The organism is Spongiactinospora gelatinilytica (assembly GCF_003236385.1).
GTDB lineage: Bacteria > Actinomycetota > Actinomycetes > Streptosporangiales > Streptosporangiaceae > Spongiactinospora > Spongiactinospora gelatinilytica.
Map to the genome: position 1 here is coordinate 1 of NZ_POUA01000707.1, position 1,469 is coordinate 1,469.

Consider the following 1,469-nt stretch of genomic DNA (forward strand, 5'->3'; position numbering starts at 1 on the left):
GTACCGGGGCGCCGGGGGGAGCGGCCTGCTGACCGCCAGGGGTGAACAGGGACTGAGGTTCGGCCTCCTCGGGCCCGAGCGCCGGCCGCCCCTCACCAGGGCCACGGAACGTGGGACCACCCGGCACCGGACCGGACTGACCGGACTGCCGGAACGCGTCGGGAGGCATGGGACCGGCCCCGCCCGGCATCGGACGGTGTCCGCCGGACGGCGTGGGGTCCTCGCCGACGGGCCGGGGTCCGGCGGGGAAGGGCTGTGACCCGGTACCGCTCCCGGGGCCGCCGGCCGGTATCGGCCCGCCCGGCGGCGGCCGGTGCGCGCCGGGTGGCCAGGGGCCGCCTGATGGCGTGGGGTCCTCGCCGATCGGCCGGGGACCAGCCGGGAACGGCTGTGACTCAGGGCCGCGGGCCGGGACCGGACGATGCGCGCCGGATGATGTGGGGTCCTCACCGGAGAAGCGCATGGTGCGTTCTTCCAGGGGAACGCCGGGCGGTGCCGGCGGTTCTCCGAACGGATGCGGGCCGTCTCCCATGGGCCCGGCCGGGGCTTCTCGTCGCGGGCGGAAGCCGTCCGGCGGGGTCGGGCCGTCGGTCGAGACGGACGCGCGCCGTACGGCAGGCGGCGGTCCCCCCGGCGCGGAGGCCCACGGGGGAGGGGGCAGGTCGCCCGGGGCCGGAGCGACGCTGGCGTTGCTGGAAATGCCTCCGGAGGCCCCGAACATCGGCGGCGGATTGCCGGGCGGCTCGACACGCCCTTGGATCACCGGCGGCCCGCCGCTGCCACCCTCTCCGTCACCGGCGTACGGCGATGCCGTTCTGTCGCCGACGTCACCTGGGCCGGTGAACGGCGGGACGTTCGGGCGTGCCGTCCCCTCGCCTGCGTTGCCGGTGATCGGCGGGACGTACGGCGGTGCCGCCGTTCTGTCACCAGAGTCTCCGGGAGCGGGGAACGGCGGCAGCGGGACGCCTTGCACGGGTTGTCCCGCGCCGGGCCGCCGGGGTCCGTCGTCGCTGCGGTGTACCCGCCGTGTCACGGTCGCCTCGCCGGGCCCCGGTTGGCCCGCGGGCGGGTCCCAGGGCGCGTCCTGTGGCTCTTCCCGGCGCGGCCGGCCGGGGTTCGGCGTGCCCGGGGCCCCATGGCGTGGCTGGGCGGCCCGGGTGACGTTCCACGGGGACGCCTCGGGGGACTCGTCCGGCTCGGACGCCCACGGCGGTAGTTCGACCGGCTCGCCCGTCGCCGCGGGCCAAGGGATGGAACCCGACGCCTCGGGTGCGCCCTGCCACACCGGCATCCCGGCCGCCGCCGCCGTGTAACCGGCCGGCGGCTGCCACGACGGCTCCCCAGGGCCGCCAGGCCCCCGCCCACCGTCTCCCCCCGATGCACCGGGCCAGGGCGCGGGCAGTTCACCCGCATCCCGAGAAGCCGGCCCCGCCGCACCGCCGGGGAGGCCGGAGGTGTCGTCTGGCTCC

The 1,469-nt window shown here is 77.9% G+C and carries 1 protein-coding gene; it reads left to right on the forward strand.

Annotation, left to right across the window (positions count from 1 at the left end):
• Positions 1–259: hypothetical protein (locus C1I98_RS44815; protein ID WP_233508571.1), on the forward strand; the 259-nt coding region annotated here is incomplete at its 5' end.
• Positions 260–1,469: the final 1,210 nt, after the last annotated feature.